This is a genomic window from Actinoplanes ianthinogenes, assembly GCF_018324205.1.
GTDB classification, from domain to species: Bacteria; Actinomycetota; Actinomycetes; order Mycobacteriales; family Micromonosporaceae; genus Actinoplanes; species Actinoplanes ianthinogenes.
The window spans coordinates 4,481,844-4,495,701 of record NZ_AP023356.1 but is presented as its reverse complement, the minus strand read 5'-3'; the positions used below and the strand labels follow the sequence as shown (position 1 = coordinate 4,495,701).

General features: G+C 70.7%; 11 protein-coding genes. 3 read left to right on the top strand and 8 right to left on the bottom strand.

The window, feature by feature from the left end; all coding sequences use genetic code 11:
- The first annotated feature begins 195 nt into the window (after positions 1-195).
- On the top strand, positions 196-1,371 hold the full coding sequence (locus tag Aiant_RS20210) for a calcium-binding protein (protein ID WP_229830391.1): 1,176 nt from the start codon (positions 196-198) through the stop codon (positions 1,369-1,371).
- 76 nt (positions 1,372-1,447) lie between these two features.
- Here the strand turns inward: Aiant_RS20210 and Aiant_RS20205 are convergent, their stop codons facing one another.
- Together Aiant_RS20205 and Aiant_RS20200 are read right to left on the bottom strand one after the other, a co-directional pair.
- Positions 1,448-5,383 carry a bifunctional nitrate reductase/sulfite reductase flavoprotein subunit alpha gene (locus Aiant_RS20205; RefSeq protein ID WP_229830394.1) on the bottom strand — a complete coding sequence of 1,312 codons (3,936 nt, stop codon included), beginning with the start codon at positions 5,381-5,383 and terminating at the stop codon, positions 1,448-1,450.
- A gap of 137 nt (positions 5,384-5,520) precedes the next feature.
- Positions 5,521-5,715 carry a hypothetical protein gene (locus Aiant_RS20200; RefSeq protein WP_189332170.1) on the bottom strand — a complete coding sequence of 65 codons (195 nt, stop codon included), beginning with the start codon at positions 5,713-5,715 and terminating at the stop codon, positions 5,521-5,523.
- A gap of 199 nt (positions 5,716-5,914) precedes the next feature.
- On the opposite strand from Aiant_RS20200, the gene Aiant_RS20195 reads away from it, so the two are divergent.
- Complete coding sequence (locus Aiant_RS20195) at positions 5,915-7,387, top strand: Ig-like domain-containing protein (RefSeq protein WP_189332171.1); 1,473 nt, start codon at positions 5,915-5,917, stop codon at positions 7,385-7,387.
- A gap of 17 nt (positions 7,388-7,404) precedes the next feature.
- On the opposite strand, the gene Aiant_RS20190 is transcribed toward Aiant_RS20195, so the two are convergent.
- The 4 genes from Aiant_RS20190 to Aiant_RS20175 all read right to left on the bottom strand — a co-directional run bounded on the left by Aiant_RS20190 (position 7,405) and on the right by Aiant_RS20175 (position 10,124).
- Positions 7,405-8,460, bottom strand: a complete 1,056-nt coding sequence (locus tag Aiant_RS20190) for a hypothetical protein (RefSeq protein ID WP_189332172.1) — start codon at positions 8,458-8,460, stop codon at positions 7,405-7,407.
- Positions 8,453-8,794, bottom strand: coding sequence for a PadR family transcriptional regulator (locus tag Aiant_RS20185; protein WP_306415828.1), 342 nt, complete (start codon positions 8,792-8,794; stop codon positions 8,453-8,455). The genes Aiant_RS20190 and Aiant_RS20185 overlap by 8 nt, the downstream gene beginning before the upstream one ends.
- Positions 8,795-8,989: 195 nt before the next feature.
- Complete coding sequence (locus Aiant_RS20180; protein ID WP_189332173.1) at positions 8,990-9,772, bottom strand: hypothetical protein; 783 nt, start codon at positions 9,770-9,772, stop codon at positions 8,990-8,992.
- Positions 9,773-9,782: 10 nt separating this feature from the next.
- A complete protein-coding gene (locus Aiant_RS20175) occupies positions 9,783-10,124 on the bottom strand; it encodes a gamma-glutamylcyclotransferase family protein (protein WP_189332174.1) in 342 nt (113 codons plus the stop codon).
- A 71-nt stretch (positions 10,125-10,195) separates the two neighbouring features.
- Between Aiant_RS20175 and Aiant_RS20170 the strand changes: the two genes are divergently transcribed.
- A complete protein-coding gene (locus tag Aiant_RS20170; RefSeq protein WP_189332175.1) occupies positions 10,196-10,741 on the top strand; it encodes a hypothetical protein in 546 nt (181 codons plus the stop codon).
- Here Aiant_RS20170 and Aiant_RS20165 read toward each other — a convergent pair.
- Complete coding sequence (locus Aiant_RS20165; protein WP_189332176.1) at positions 10,729-12,360, bottom strand: amidohydrolase; 1,632 nt, start codon at positions 12,358-12,360, stop codon at positions 10,729-10,731. The genes Aiant_RS20170 and Aiant_RS20165 overlap by 13 nt on opposite strands.
- Positions 12,357-13,775 (bottom strand): APC family permease, encoded by a 1,419-nt coding sequence (locus tag Aiant_RS20160; RefSeq protein ID WP_189332177.1) that lies wholly within the window; start codon positions 13,773-13,775, stop codon positions 12,357-12,359. The genes Aiant_RS20165 and Aiant_RS20160 overlap by 4 nt, the downstream gene beginning before the upstream one ends.
- Positions 13,776-13,858: the final 83 nt, after the last annotated feature.

Below are 13,858 nucleotides of genomic sequence, written 5' to 3'. Positions count from 1 at the left end.
CCGACGGTCCGGGCCGCCATTTCCCTTCCGCTCCGCGGCCAATTTCTCGCGTACGTAAGGGTGTGGTCCCGCCCCCCGCAATCCGTTGCTCGCCCGTCCTGTGACGGTCGTCACACTGAAGCGCGGCCCGTCTATCGCTCAAGATCACCTTCTCCTTAAGATGCGCCGCGATCGCTACATCGGGGGAAGCATTCGATGCTACGAAACCACTGGCCGGCAGGAGTCGGTCTCACACTTCTCGCCATCGTCGCCTCGGGCGCGGTGGCCACCCCCGCCATGGCGCTGACCGGGGGCGACGCCTACGCCGGCACCAGCCGGGTCACCTTCCGGGCGGACTCCGGCGACCGGAACCAGGTGGTGATCACCCGGGCCGGGCGTTACGTCGTCATCGACGACCGGGTGACCATCAACCCGGGCAAGGGCTGCAAGCGGGTCAAGGGCGACAAGACCAAGGTGCGCTGCAAGACCAAGAAGCCGGCCCGATCGCTGTACATCAAGGTCTACGACCGGAACGACTCCGTCGTCAACAACAGCGATCTGCGGATGGAGGCGTACGGCGGTACCGGTAGTGACACGCTCGTCGGCGGTCCCAAGGCCGACATGTTCCGCAGCGACGACACCTGCGAGCCGCGCGGTGGCAACGACCGGATCTACGGCCGGGGCGGCAACGACGAGATCTTCGCGGACGACGGCTCCGACTACATCTCGGCCGGCGACGGCAACGACCTGGTTCTCGGTGACAGCGATTGCGCCAACCACCCGATCCGTCCCGGCAACGACGTGATCCACGGCGGCAAGGGCGACGACGAACTGGTCGGCGGCGCCGGTGACGACCAGATCTACGGCGACGACGGCTCCGACTGGCTCGCCGGCCAGGCCGGCCGGGACCGCCTCGACGGTGGGGCGGGCGACGATGCGCTGCAAGGCGACGAGAACGATCGAGGCGCGGCAGCCGACGTGCTGCTCGGCGGCCCGGGCCGGGATCGGTTGGACTACTTCGCCTACGCCAAGTCGATCACGGTCGATCTGGACGGCTCCTCCGGCGACGACGGGCTGCCCGGGGAGCGCGACACCGTCGGCGCCGACGTCGAGGACATCATCAGCGGACCGGGTGACGACCGCCTGACCGGCAACGAAACCGCGAACCACCTCGAGGGCTACTACGGCAACGACGTCATCGTCGGTGGTGGCGGCGACGACGAACTCGACGGAGTGGACGGCAGCGACAAGATCTACGGCGGAGCGGGCGACGACGCCATCATCACCGCGGGCGCGTCCAGTCTTGTCGACGGTGGACCGGACAACGACGTGTGCCGGGTGCGGCCGGAGACCACGGCGGTGTTCTCCTGCGAGGTCCGGGAGATCTGGTGACCGGTGCGCACGACGCGGGCCGCAGACCGGATGATCCGCTCACCGCTGAGCCGCAGCTCGGCCACGCGCGAAGCGGTCAGTAGACGTCGCGGACGTAGCGCTTGTCGGCGGCCAGTTGCTTCAGGTACGCCGTCGCCGCCTCCGGTGACAGCCGCCCGTGGTTGACCGCGATCTCGTGCAACGCCCGGTCCACGTCCTTGGCCATCCGGCTGGCGTCGCCGCAGACGTAGAAGTGCGCGCCGTCCTCCAGCCACGCCCACAGTTGCGCGCCCTGCTCCCGCATCCGGTCCTGCACGTACACCTTGGCCCGCTGGTCCCGGGAGAACGCCAGGTCGAGCCGGGTCAGGGTGCCGGCCGCGGAGAGCGCCGCCAGCTCCTCGCGGTAGTAGAAGTCGGTCTCCCGCCGCTGCTCGCCGAAGAACAGCCAGTTCGCCCCGGGCGCGCCGAGTGCCTGACGCTCCTGGAGGAAGCCGAGGAACGGCGCCACCCCGGTACCCGGCCCCACCATGATCATCGGTGTGGCCGGGTCGGCCGGTGGGCGGAAGTGCGGCGCCTTCTGCACGAAGAGCGGCACCTCGATGTCGTCCAGGGCGTCGGCCAGGTGGGTCGAGCAGACTCCCTTGCGCGGCCGCCCGAGCAGGCTGTCGAACCGGACCACCGACACGGTCAGGCTCACCTGGTCCGGGTCGACCAGCGGGGTCGAGCTGATCGAGTAGAGGCGGGGTTGCAGGCGTTTGAGCACCCCGGCCCACTCCTGCGCGGAGGCCCGTACGCCCTGCTCGGCGATCAGGTCGACGGCTTGCCGGCCCCACGTCCACTTCGCCAGCTCGCCCTTGTTGTCCGGCCGGAGCAGGGTCTTGAGCTGCCCGTCCCCGCCCCGCTCGGCGGTGAACCGGAGCAGGTCCGTGGTGATCTTCGTGATGTCCAGGTGCCGGGTGAGCGCCTCGGACAGCGGGACCATCCCGACCCGGTCCAGCTCCACGGCGGTGTCCGCGGCCAGACCGGTCACCGACAGCCACTCGTCGACCAGCTCCGGACCGTTCACCGGCCACACGCCGAGCGCGTCGCCGGCCTGGTAGTCCAGCAGGCCGCCGGTGTGGAAGGTGAATCGGCGCACCTCCTTGGCCGAGCCGGGCTTGCTGAGCAGGCGGTTCCCGACCAGGGCGGACTTCAGCGGGGCGGCCTTGGTGGGCGCGACCCGGGGCGGGGCGGTCAGCGCCGTGACGACCGAGTCGAGCCACCGGCCGGCGGTGTCCTCGAAGTCCGGCTCGCAGTCGGCGCGCGGGGCGAGGCGTTCGGCGCCCAGCTCGGCGAGGCGTTCGTCGAGGCGGCGGCCGTGTCCGCAGAAGTCGTCGTAGTTCGAGTCACCGAAGGCCAGCACCGCGAACCTGCGCCCGTCCAGCCGGGGTGCGCCGTCGCCGGCGATCGACCGCCAGAACTCGGCGCCGTTGTCCGGGGCGTCGCCGTCGCCGAACGTGCTGGTCACCACCAGGAGGTCGGCGTCCGGGTCGAGGAGGTCGTCGACGGCGCGGTCCATACCGCGTACCGAAATCTGGCGCCCGGTCTCCGCGAGCCGCGAGCCCAGGCCGCGGGCGAACTCCTCGGCGTTGCCGGTCTGGGAAGCCCAGAGAATCTGCAGGCGCGGCCCGGCCGCGGCCGGCGGAGCAACGACGGGCGCCGCGTGGAAGATCCCGGCCAGCAGCCCGTTGACCCACATCGCGGTGCCCGGGTCGAACGGCGCGTTGGCCGGCAGCGTCGGCGCGTCCGGGCGCACCGGTGGCAGCCCGGCCAGGAATCCGGCCAGGTACCGGCGCTGCCCGTCGCTCAGCACCGGGGGCTGCGGGTCCAGGCCGAGCAGGTCGTGGATCCGAGCCGGCGTGACGGCGGCCTCGGTGACCGGTGCGGCCACCTTCGACAGCGCCACGGCGCAGACCTTCAGCTCCGGCTGGAAGCTCAGCGGGTCGACCGCGTCGCTGGTCACCGCGTTGACGCTGACGTACTCGCCGAACAGGTCGTTCCAGTGGAACGGGGCGAAGCAATTGCCCGGCATCACCCGGTCGGTGAGCACCGCGGGCAGCACCGCGCGCCCGCGCCGGGACTCGATCTCCACCTGGTCGCCCTCGGCGATCCCGTGTGCCCGGGCGTCGGCCGGGTTGATCTCCACGAACGGGCCCGGGTTGAGCTTGGTCAGCTTGGCCACCTTGCCGGTCTTGGTCATGGTGTGCCACTGGTGCTGCAACCGGCCGGTGTTCAGGACGAACGGGAAGTCGTCGTCGGGCAGCTCGGCCGGGGGCAGGTGCGGGCGCGGGTGGAAGACCGCCTTCCCGCTCGCGGTGGCGAACCGCAGACCGCCGTCGGCTTCGCGGTAGCGGATCGGGTTGCGGTCCGGCCCGCCCGGCGCGGCCGGCCACTGGACCGGGCCGCCGGCAAGCCTTTCGTACGACACACCGCGCAGGTCGTAACCGGTCTGTGGGTTGGCGAACCGCTTGATCTCGTCGAGGATCTCGGGCGCGCTGCCGTACGAAAAAGCCTCCGCGAAGCCCATCGCGGCGGCGATCCGGCAGATCAGCAGCCAGTCCGGCAGCGCGTCGCCGGGAGCGTCCACCACCGGATGCACCAGGGTCAGGTTCCGCTCGGAGTTGATCATGATGCCGTCGGACTCCGACCACATCGCGGCCGGCAGCGCGATGTCGGCGTACGCATGGGTCTCCGTCTCGCCGAAGGCGTCCTGGGTGATCACCAGTTCGGCGGCCTCCAGGCCGGCGATCACCGTCTTGCGGTTGCCGACCGAGGCGACCGGGTTGGTGCAGATGATCCAGCAGGCCTTGATCTTCCCGGCCGCCATCTGCTCGAACATGTCGACGGTGCCCTTGCCGACCTCGGTGCGCAGCGTGCCGGCGGGCAGCCCCCAGACCCGCTCGGTGAACTCCCGGTCGGCCGGGACCAGCACCGACCGCTGGCCGGGCAGTCCCGGGCCCATGTAGCCCATCTCCCGGCCGCCCATCGCGTTCGGCTGGCCGGTCAGCGAGAACGGGCCGCTCCCGGTCCGGCAGATCGCGCCGGTGGCCAGGTGCAGATTGCAGATCGCGTTGGTGTTCCAGGTGCCGTGGGTGCTCTGGTTCAGCCCCATGGTCCAGAGCGTGACCCAGTTCGCGGCCCCGCTGATCCACGCGGCGGCGGTCCGGATGTCGTCCTCGGGCAGCCCGGTCAGCTCGGCCACCGCGGCCGGCGGGTAGTCGGCGAGCAGCTCCGGCATCGCCGCCCAGCCCTCGGTGTGCGCCGCGATGAACTCCTCGTCCTTGTCGACGAGGTGCAGCAGGCCGTTGAGCAGCGCCAGGTCGGTCCCCGGCTTGATCTGGAGGAAGAGGTGCGCCTTGTCGGCGGTGGCGGTACGCCGCGGGTCGACCACGATCAGCTTGGCCCCGGCCTTGACCCGCTCCATCATCCGCAGGAACAGGATCGGGTGGCAGTCCGCCATGTTCGCGCCGATCACGAAGAAGACGTCGGCGTGATCCAGGTCGTCGTAGGAACCGGGCGGCCCGTCGGCGCCCAGCGACAGCTTGTAGCCGGTGCCGGCGCTGGCCATGCAGAGCCGCGAGTTCGACTCGATGTTGTTGGTCCCGATGTAGCCCTTGACCAGCTTGTTCGCCAGGTACTGCGCCTCCAGCGTCATCTGACCGGAAACGTACATGGCGAACGAGTCCGGGCCGTGCTCGTCGACGATCGCCCGCAGCCGCCGGGCGGTCTCCGCGATCGCCTCGTCCAGGTTCTGCTTCCGCGGCTCGGCGCCCCGCTCGGCGCGCACCATCGCGTGCCCCAGCCGGCCACCGGCCGCGAGCAGGTCGGCGCTGGTCGCGCCCTTGGTGCAGAGCCGGCCGCCGTTGGCCGGGTGGTCCTTGTCGCCACTGGCCCTGAGCACCCGCCGCCGCCCGTCGGCGTCCCGGGCGACATCCAGCACCATGCCGCAGCCGACGCCGCAGTAGCCGCACACGGTACGCACCTGGGTGCCCACAGAGCGGGTTCCTTCCGTCCAGCGTGTCGTCCTCGATGTTCACGCTAGGAAGCCGCGATTACCGCCCTGTCACCCGAACGTGCTTCGAGAGTTACCCGATCCTCACCGTCTCCGGGCAGCGGTTGTGAGCCCGGGACTCAGCCGGCGCGGCGGGTCCGGGAGAGCGCCAGGCTGGCCAGGCCGCAACAGACGGTCAGCCAGGTGGCCGGGAGCAGCAGGTAGACCACGTCCCGGACGGTTCCGGGCAGCAGACCGCTAAGGATCAGCAGAGCCGCGCCGATGAAGACGAGCGCGGCGGTGGTCACCGTGCGGCGCAGGGTGCGGTGGGGCATGCGGGACTCCAGGACTCGGTGGCGGAGGAAGCCTTCCCGACCGCCGCGAACCGGGACAACGGCCGTCCGGGTCGCGTTGTTTGCCCTGGTAGCCGGTCGGCCGGTAACGGGACGGTACCGTTTCGGCCCTGCGCGCGAGATCTCTTGATCGACTCATGCCGACGCCCCTAATCTCTGCGCAGTCGATCATAGGGGCTGCATGCTGATGGTGAGCTGGACGTTGCGAACGGCGACAGCGGTGTCTCTCGCGGGCGGGCTGGTGCTGGCCGGCGCGGTACCCGCGGTCGCGGACGATCCGGCCGCGGACGTCACGAACCCGGTGATCACCAGCGTCGGGCTGACCGACGGGCAGCTGGTCCGGGCGGTTCCGCTCTTCCGGGTCACCGCCACCGACGACGTCAAGGTCACCAAGGTGGTGGTCACGGTCGACACACCCGGCGACCCCTACGCCAACGGCGGCTGCCAGACCTCGGCGACCGCCGGATATTGGATCTGCAAGGCAGTCACGACGACGCGGGTCCGTGACTATTACGACAGCACCATCACCGTGCAGGCTCTCGACGCGGCGGGTAACCGCAGTGCGCCGATCGTCCGGCAGGTGCATGTCGACAACGTGGCACCACGGATGGATCTCACGCCGGCGCCAGGGTCGTCGATGCGCAGCGGCCCGGTCACCATCGAGATCACCGGCGTGCCGGCTGACATCACGAAGGTGGAGGTGCTCGACGGGGCGTTCGGGCCGGTGCTCGCCACCCTCACCGAGGCGCCGTGGTCCTACACCTGGCAGGCCACCGACGGGGCCACACAGCCCTGTTTCCAGGCATTCGATCGAGTCGGCAACATCTCGTCCCCGTGCACCGGGTACATCGTCGATGACGAGGAGCCGGTCATCACGCGGGTGGACGCCACCAGCATGTATACGACGAGCCGGGTGGACAGCGGCAACGGCTGGGTCGGCGGTGACACCGGATTGACGCCCACGATCGATGACGAGTCGCCGATCACCCGAACGCAGTGGCGGGTCAACGGTGAACTGAAGTCGACGGGATCCAGTTTCAGCTGGGCGGCGAAGACAATCGCGGCACCGACCGCGACCGTGGACCTGCAGGTCTGGGACGCCGCCGGCAATACGGCGTCGACGTCGTTCCCGGTGAACATCGACAGGACCGCGCCGACGATGGTCATCTCGCCGGCCGAGCGGGCCTTGGTCCGGGGCACGTCGTTCGTCACCTCGCTGCGGGCATCGGACGTGCACGGTGTCGCTTACACCCAATTCGGGAACCAGGCGACGACGTCGTCGTGGGTCCGGTCCGGCGCGGACGGCCCCAAGACCCTGACCTGGCTGGCGACCGACAGTCTGGGCAACACCGCGGAGGCCCGGCGGACCGTGATCGTCGACAACACGGCCCCGGGCCTGACGGTCACCAAGCGGCCGACGAACAACACCAAGCTGACCAAGAAGACCACGCTGACCGCCGCGGCGAGCGACCGTAACGGCGTTGCCAAGGTCCAGCTGCTGGTCAACGGCAAGGTCGTGGCCACCGACTACACGGCCGGTTACCACTTCACGCTGAACCCCAAGAGGTACGGCAAGAAGTTCACCGTGCAGCTGCGCGCCTACGACAAAGCGGGCAACGTCAAGTACTCGACGAAGCGCACCTACCGCCGCTGACTTCGGAGGCCGCCCGGTCAGCCCTCGGCCGGCTCGCCCGTCGGCTGGTTGATCGGCAGCAGCCGCGCGTCCGGTTTCGCCTCGGCGACCAGGATGATCACGCCGAGCAGGGAGAGGGCGATGATCGCCGGGGCCAGCGGGTTCGCGATCTGGTTGCCCAGTGGGTACATGAAGTAGGTGCGCAGCAGCACCGTCGTGCTCGACGCCGGCCACATGCTCGCCACGCAGTCGAAGCTGTTCACCACGGCGGCGACCAGGGCCGGCAGGCTGATCAGCAGCATCCGCCGGCGGGTGCCGGGACCGGTCCGGGCCACCCGGTGCGCCAGCCAGGTCAGCGCCTGCCAGGCCAGCAGGGCGCCGATCACGAAGCCGGCGATCGCGCCGGCCAGCAGGCCGGGCGGCTCGACCGGGTACCAGTGAACGGTGATGCCACTGTGCTCGTAGGTCCCGCCGACGGTGATCAGTGCGCCGTCGCGCTCGGCCCAGAAGACGCCGTCCGGCGAGTTCTCGTCCCGGACCACCTCGCCCATGGCCCAGCCGTCGTGCTGCAGCCGCTGGTACGCCGCGGTCAGCACGCCCGGCACGTCCGGCACGCCGTCGTAGCCGCGGGACTGCTCGTCCGGCACCGGCCGGGAGCCGGTCCAGCCCTGCCCGCTGAAGTCGTTCAGCGTGCCGGACGTCCCGGCCAGATAGGCCAGCTCCACCGGGTTGTAGCCGGACGCGTCCGTGCTGGTCGCGGACGGCTGCCCGGCCAGTTGGTCGGCGAGCGCGGCGAGCCGGGGCGGCTCCGGGCGCTGCGCGGCGTAGACGGCGACCGTGCCGAGGCCGCTGCACACCAGTGCGACCCAGAGGGTCACGAAGCCGGCCACGACGGCGCTGATCCAGCCCGGCGGCACGAACCTGTACCGCAGACCGATCAGCAGCAGGTGGAGCGCCTCGCCGCGGGACGGCCTGGTCTGCCCCGGTTCGGCGGCGTCCATCAGCGTGGTCAGGATCTCCAGGCCGCGTTCGCGGCGGTAGAAGCGCGGGTACGCCCAGAGCAGGCGACGGTACGAGAGCTCCAGCTCAGGCATGCTGAACTCCCCCGATGAAGCCGAACGCCTCGCGCAGCCGGGTCGCGGCCACCCTCGCGTTCGACTGGAGCCTCGCCACCGCCTCCTCGAGCGCCGCGCGCCCGTCGTCGGAGAGCACGTAGTACCGGCGGAGCCGGCCGCCGACGGCCTCCTCGCGGTCCACGACGATCAGGCCGTCCGAGCTGAGGCGGTCGAGCGCGGCGTAGAGGGTCCCGGCCTTGAGCCGGACGCGACCGTCGGAGAGCTGCTCGACCGCCTGCATGATCCCGTAGCCGTGCAGTGGTGTGCGCACCAGCGCGGTCAGGATGAAGAACGTCGGTTCCTGCATCGTCATGCGGAGGAATATAGACCATCGCTATATACAGTCGGACTGCATATGGGGGTGTCGTGTTCCCCGACCCGGGATTCAGCCCGGCGGTCGCCGGGCGGCCCGGTGCCCACGCGGGCCTCGCGGGTAGCCACGGGACGGGCTGGTGCGGTGGTGGGAGGGGTAACGCGTATCGAATGGATTGTGGCTTCGGGCAAAGGGTCAGGCGGCGACCGCCGATCGGCGAACCGGGGCGCGGCTCAGCATCAGCTGGGTGAGCAGCGCACCTGTCACCGCCGCCGCGAACGCCGGCCCGGTGCCGAGCGGTCCGAGCAGCACCGCGGCCAGAAAGCAGAACACGGCGAAGCCGGTCAGACCGCGGGTCACCCCGGACAGGGTCCGGATGGTGGCGGCCGGCCCCTGCTGCGCCCGGACGAACGCGGCGATCACGCTGGTGGCGATCGGGAACGGTGCCAGGATCCCGGTGACCGTGGGGCCGAGGCGGGCGGCCGCGCTGGTCACGGTCAGGACCAGGGCGGCGGTGGCCAGGGCCCGCGCCGGGAGGTCCCACCACGGCGGCGCGGCCGGGTGCACCTCGGCGGCCGGGTCGTCGAGGCCGGTCACCAGCCGGTGGGCGGCCACGATCGCGGCCAGCACCAGCGGGAACGCCACCCAGGCGGTGAGCCTGAACCCGGCCAGGACGGCGTCCCCGGCCAGGTTGGCGAGCCAGGCCAGGACCAGTGCCGGCAGCCAGCCGAGGCGGCGGGCGGCGTACGCGTAGACGACCGCGAACAGCGCCAGCGTGATCAAGCCCAGCAGCGACGCCGAGGCGGCCCGGGCACCGAAGGCCGGACCGTGGTCGAGGCAGGTGATCAGCAGGATCGGACCGGCCACGATCGGAAAGGTGACCAGCAGACCGGCCACCCGCGGACCCCAGCGACGCCCGGCGAGCGTGGAGCCGGCCACCAGCAGCGGGGCCAGCAGGAACTTCAGGAGCAGAACCACGGTGAGCGGGTCAGTACGCGGCGGCGCTCACATACACCCAGGCGCGTACGCCGGAGCCGAGCGAGACCAGCACCCGGTGGTAATCGTCCACTTCGTACTTGTCGGCCGCGGTCAGCTCGTCCTCGGTCACCTCGAACACCGTGCCCGGTACCCCGTCGGCGTCCTCGCCGGTCTCCACGACGATCGGGTGATGGGTCTTGCCGCTGGTCGCCAGGACCTCCGGGTCGGTGATCTCCAGGAGCCGTTCCGCGTACCCGGGCAGGGTGTCCGCCCGGCCCTCCAGTTCCCTTCCGAAGTTGGCCCGCTGGACGGCGGGATCTTGCAGGGTGCCGTACGAGAAGAGCAGAGGCATGCCCTGATCCTGCCTGGTCTTGCCGCGGCGGATTAGCCTGCGTCCCGGGTTTTAGGACCGAGGAGGTTGCGGTGGGTACCTGGCTGGCCACGGTCCGCTTCCCGGACGGCGTCGCGCGATACGCCGTCTACAGCACCGTCGTCGAGGCGATGTACGCCGACCTCTACCCCACGTTCCACGTGGAACACTACCGAGAGCGAGTGTCCGGTGACCCGCTGCCAAGCTTTCCCGATCGCGACCTCGCCCCGCTTGACGAGCTGATACCGGTGGTGATCACGCGTGCGCCTGATGATCGCGAATGGCATGCCGTCTACTGTCCGCGACGGTCCATGGTGGTCGGTCCGCACTCGCCGCACCACCAGTGGCACGTCCAGGAGAGCCATGATCTGGTCTTCGGGGCCCACGACAACGTGCGGCATTTGTCACAAGTGAATACTCGTGGCCGGTGCGGGGCGCCGGTGACCGACGCCCCGCTGCGTTATCACCGCGAGGCCCCCGGGATCGGGAACCCGGAGTGGCGCGAGGAGGACCAGCCGCCGGCGGTGGACATCTTCGCGGAGTGGACGCGCCCCGACATGTGCCGGGCCTGCCTGATCACGGCGCTTCAGGCCGCATAGACCCGCTCACCACCCACGAAGGTCATGGCGACCTTCGTCGCCGCGATCGCGGCGGCCGGCCCGTCGAACGGGTCGCGGTCGAGGACCACCAGGTCCGCGACGTTTCCGGTACGCACGACGCCGCTGTCGTCCCGATGATTGAGGTACCCGCTGCCGGCCGTGTACGCCGCCAGCGCCGTACCCAGGTCCAGCCGCTGCTCGGGCAGGAACACCCGGTCGTCGTCCGCCCCGGGCACCTGCCGGTTCACCGCCACGTGGATGCCCTCGATCGGGTTCGGGCTGCTCACCGGCCAGTCCGAGCCGGCCGCCAGGGTCGCCCCGGCCCGGAGCAGATCGCCGAACGGATACTGCCGCCCGGCCAGCGCCGGGTCCAGGAACGGAATGGTCAGCTCGTCCATCTGCGGCTCGTGCGCGGCCCACAGCGGCTGCATGTTCGCGGTCGCCCCGAGCCGCCGGAACCGGGCGATGTCGTCCGGGTGCACGACCTGGAGGTGGGCCAGATGCGGCCGGGTGTCCCGGAATCCGTTCACGGTCCGCGCCGCCTCGATCGCATCGAGCGCCTCCCGGACCGCCCGGTCACCGAGCGCGTGGAAGTGCACCTGGAAGCCCAGCCCGTCCAGCTCCGTGACATATCCCCGCAGCAGCGCCGGATCCACGAAGCTCAGCCCGCTGTTCGGCGTCGGGCAGCCGCACCTGTCCAGGTACGGCTCGGTCATCGCGGCGGTGAAGTTCTCCGCCACCCCGTCCTGCATGATCTTCACGGTCGAGCAGGTGAGCCGCCCGATCGTCAGCTGCGCCCGGTGCTCGACCAGCTCGGCGATCTGGTCGGCGCCGCGGTCCCGGTCCCACCAGAGCGCGCCGGTCACCGCCGCGGTCAGCCAGCCCTCGCCGGCCGCGGTCCGGTACGCGTCCGCCGGATCCGGATACCCGTTCGACCCGCGCAGCATGGCGTCCTGCCAGCCGGTGACGCCGAGCGAGTGCAGCAGCGCCTGGGCCCGGCGCAGACCGGCCACCAACTGATCCGGGGTGGTCGCCGGGATCAGGTGGCCGACCAGCCCCATCGCCCCCTCTTGCAGGGCGCCGGCCGGGTTGCCCGCGGCGTCTCGGTTGATCACGCCGTCCGCCGGATCCGGGGTGTCCCGGGTGACCTTCGCGAGTTCGAGGGCGACCGAGTTGACCCATGCCCCGTGGTGGTCACGGTTGGTCAGGTAGACCGGCCGGTCCGGGACGATCGCGTCCAGCAGCGCCGCCGACGGCACGCCGCCCGGGAAGCTCTCCATCGACCAGCCGCTCCCGGTGATCCACTCCCGGTCGGGGTGGGCGGCCGCGTAGGCGGCGATCCGCTCGCGGTAGACCGCGAGGTCCGTGGTGCCGGTCAGGTCGCACTCGCCCATCTCGACGCCGCCGAAGACCGCGTGCACGTGCGCGTCCTGGAACCCCGGGATCAGCAGCTTCCCGGCCAGGTCGACCACCTCGGTCCGGGCCCCGCGCAGGTCGGCCAGGTCGTGCCCGACCGCGAGGATCCGCCCGTCCTTGACCGCGACGGCGGTGGCCCGGGAGCGCGCCCCGCCCGCGGTGAACACCGGCCCACCGGTGAAGAGCAGGTCAGCGGTGGTCATACGGTCTCCTCCACACGAGCGAAGTACGGTGAGCGGCGGCGCCACTTCGCCATCGCGGCGGCCCCGATCCCGAGCAGCACGATCAGCGCCGGGGCGGCCAGGTTGAACCAGCCGTTCTCCACGCTGATCGCGAAGCTGTCGCTCAGGGTGGCGTAGTACAGGGCGAGGTAGATGCCGAGGGCGAGCAATGCCGTACCGGAAAGCAGCGGGATGACAACGGCCCGCAAGCCTTCGGTGGGGTTGGTCCGCAGCAGTCCGCGGAAGCGGACCGCGGAGGCGATCGCGGTCAGCCCGTAATAGACCGCCACGAGCAGGCCGATGGTGTTCACCGCGGCGAGAATCGCCTGGTTGAGCGTGGGGATGGCGAACTCCAGCAGGGCCACGAACCCGGCGATCACCGCGATCACGACAGTGCCGGCGGCGGGCGCGCCGCGCTTGCTGAGCCGCGCCCAGAACGGGCCGAGCGTCTTGTCCCGGCTCATCGCCAGGGTCAGCCGGGCGGTCGGGATCACCCCGGACTGCACCGAGGCGATCGCCGAGAACATCAGCGCGAGCAGTGGCACCGACGCCCACGGCTCGCCGACCAGCTTGGCGGCGAAGTAGCTGAGGCCCTGCGCGCCGTTCTCGGCCAGTTCCTCGGTGGGCAGCACGCGCTGGAACGCGATCGAGCCGAGCACGAAGAGGCCGAGCATGGTGAAGAGCGCGATGAACCCGCCGCGGGAGGCGTCCTCCGGGTTGCGGGTCTCCTCGGTGACGTTGAACGCGGAGTCCCAGCCCCAGTAGAAGAAGACCGCCAGCACCAGGCCCTGTGCCAGGCCGCTGAGCGAGTCGAAGGCGAACGTGTTGAGCCAGGAGAGCGAGAACGGCTGGTCGCCGACGATCATCCCCCAGCCGCAGAAGACGATCAGGACCGCGTACTCGAAGATCAGCAGGTATTTCTGGAAGGTGACGGCGTGCGCCACCCCGCGGATCGCCGTCCAGGTGACCGCCACCAGCACCACCAGGCCGACCAGGGTGCACTGCGCGGTCGAGTCCGGGTCGAGGCCGTGCAGGCCGACCTTGCCGGCGGTCTGGATCAGCAGCGAGCCGCAGATCGCGGTGGTGTAGGCCAGGAAGATCACCGTGCCGGCCACCGGGATCCAGCCGGCCAGGAAGCCGAGCCAGGGGCCGAGGGTGCGGCCCACCCAGGTGTATCCGGCGCCGCAGTCGGGCTCGGAGCGGTTCAGCCGGGCGTAGGCGCCGGCGATGCCGATCATCGGCAGGAACGCCAGGACCAGCAGGATCGGCACCTGGCGGCCGACGGTCGCGGCGAGCACACCGGTGCCGATCGCGATGCTGGTGGTGGCGGCGGTGCTGGAGGCGGCGATCACGACGCCGTCGATGACGCCGAGTGACTTCGGCATGGGTGCGTTCATCTATCCACTCCCCTTGGTGACCCTGGCCACAGATGCAACGACATCTGAACACCGATGTCAACAGCGTTCACAACGTTGTTTCA

Excerpts from the sequence above, each read along its gene's own strand:
- Aiant_RS20160 (WP_189332177.1), bottom strand. The coding sequence starts at position 13,775 with ATGAACGCACCCATGCCGAAGTCACTCGGCGTCATCGACGGCGTCGTG.
- Aiant_RS20195 (WP_189332171.1), top strand. The coding sequence starts at position 5,915 with ATGCTGATGGTGAGCTGGACGTTGCGAACGGCGACAGCGGTGTCTCTC.
- Aiant_RS20190 (WP_189332172.1), bottom strand. The coding sequence starts at position 8,460 with ATGCCTGAGCTGGAGCTCTCGTACCGTCGCCTGCTCTGGGCGTACCCG.
- Aiant_RS20200 (WP_189332170.1), bottom strand. The coding sequence starts at position 5,715 with ATGCCCCACCGCACCCTGCGCCGCACGGTGACCACCGCCGCGCTCGTC.
- Aiant_RS20165 (WP_189332176.1), bottom strand. The coding sequence starts at position 12,360 with ATGACCACCGCTGACCTGCTCTTCACCGGTGGGCCGGTGTTCACCGCG.
- Aiant_RS20175 (WP_189332174.1), bottom strand. The coding sequence starts at position 10,124 with ATGCCTCTGCTCTTCTCGTACGGCACCCTGCAAGATCCCGCCGTCCAG.
- Aiant_RS20185 (WP_306415828.1), bottom strand. The coding sequence starts at position 8,794 with ATGACGATGCAGGAACCGACGTTCTTCATCCTGACCGCGCTGGTGCGC.
- Aiant_RS20210 (WP_229830391.1), top strand. The coding sequence starts at position 196 with ATGCTACGAAACCACTGGCCGGCAGGAGTCGGTCTCACACTTCTCGCC.